Below are 1,709 nucleotides of genomic sequence, written 5' to 3'. Positions count from 1 at the left end.
GCTCAATCTGCTTTCTCCCAAAAGCGTGTTGCGCTCGCTCTCCTTCTTTGCGCTGCTTGTTGGATCGTCGCAGGAACAGTGCTCGCTTTCTTCCATGCTGAAGCGCCTACCAAGGCTTTTTATCGCGCAGCTGGGGGACTTACGCTCGCCGATCGAGTAGCTGCCCAGCGAGCAATTGAAGAAGTCTACTGGCGTCACCGCATTTGGCCCACAGAGAATTCGAAGCCTAAGCCGTCACTCGACGAGGTGATGTCGACCCAACAGATTGAAAAGAAGGTAGAAGATTATGTCCGTGACTCGCGAGCGCTGGAAGATTGCTGGCAAAGGCCCATCACTCCCCAGCAGTTGCAAGCTGAAATGGGGCGGATGGCCCGGAACACAAAACAGCCGGAAGTGCTGCGGGAACTGTTTGAGGCTCTTGGGAACGATCCCTTTGTTATTTCTGAGTGCCTGGCCAGGCCGGTGTTAACGAAACGCCTGGCCGCCGATCCAACTGTAGTGGCAGGCGTATCGCCTGCGCGGAAAAGCTTGTTCGCAGCCGACGCGGTTGCCTCTACAGAAAACCGCATCAATACCACGAATCTGAACAAAGCTACCTATACTCTTCCAGAGATTGATCCGTGCACCGACGACACATGGACTCCAACAAGTGGCACCGACGCGCCTGATGCCCGGTCGTATCACACGGCGGTGTGGACAGGCAGCGAAATGATCGTCTGGGGCGGAACCGGTAGCGGCGGCAATTTGAATACGGGCGGGCGATACAATCCCAGCACCGACAGTTGGGCCGCAACCAGCACAACCAACGCGCCCTTTGGCGCGGCTGCTCCAGCGGTGTGGACTGGCAGCGAAATGATCGTCTGGGGCGGAGACCGCGGCAGCGGCTTTTCGGATACTGGCACAAGAAATAATAGACAATTCGTCCCATCAACCCCGACCGGGAGTCCAACACCAGGCCCGGGTACCGGAGGCAGATACGATCCCGCCAATGACACTTGGACAGCTACAAGCACCACCAACGCGCCCAATACCCGAGGCTCCGCCACAGCAGTGTGGACGGGTAGTGAAATGATCGTCTGGGGCGGCGAGGGTGGTGGCGGCAAACCGCCTACACGTTTCGATACGGGCGGAAGATATGATCCCAGCACCGACAGTTGGACAGCCACTAACACCACGGGCGCGCCCGCTCCCCGAGCCTCTCACAGTGCAGTGTGGACCGGCAGCCAAATGATTGTCTGGGGCGGCGTTGGCGTCGTTAACCAAGTCTTGAACACTGGCGGGAGATACAATCCCAGTACCAACAGTTGGACAGCCACTAACACCACGGGCGCGCCCGCTGCCCGAGCCTCTCACAGTGCAGTGTGGACCGGCAGCCAAATGATTGTCTGGGGCGGGCCCGGTAATTCCAACACCGGCGGGAGATACGAGCCCAGCATCGATAGTTGGACAGCCACCAGCACCATCGGCGCGCCAGTAGGCCGAATTGAGCACACAGCAATATGGACCGGAAGTGAAATGATCGTCTGGGGCGGATTTAACACCACTGACTTTTGCGTGAATACCGGCGGGCGATACGACCCCAGTAGCGACAGTTGGACAGTCACCAGCACCAACAATGTGCCCGCTACCCGAGACAGCCACACGGCAATCTGGACTGGCAGCGAAATGATCGTCTGGGGCGGATTTGATTGCTTCGGCTTTGTGAACAC

Annotated in this window: 1 protein-coding gene; it reads left to right on the top strand. The window is 58.3% G+C overall.

Annotation, left to right across the window (positions count from 1 at the left end; all coding sequences use genetic code 11):
* Positions 1 to 249: 249 nt before the first annotated feature.
* On the top strand, positions 250 to 1,709 hold a 1,460-nt coding region (locus VH187_RS06915; protein WP_329700742.1), incomplete at its 3' end, for a Kelch repeat-containing protein.

It is taken from the genome of Scandinavium sp., from assembly GCF_036271055.1.
Taxonomy (GTDB): domain Bacteria; phylum Pseudomonadota; class Gammaproteobacteria; order Enterobacterales; family Enterobacteriaceae; genus Scandinavium.
The sequence above is the reverse complement of the archived record's forward strand: the minus strand, read 5'-3'. Positions and strand labels throughout refer to the sequence as shown.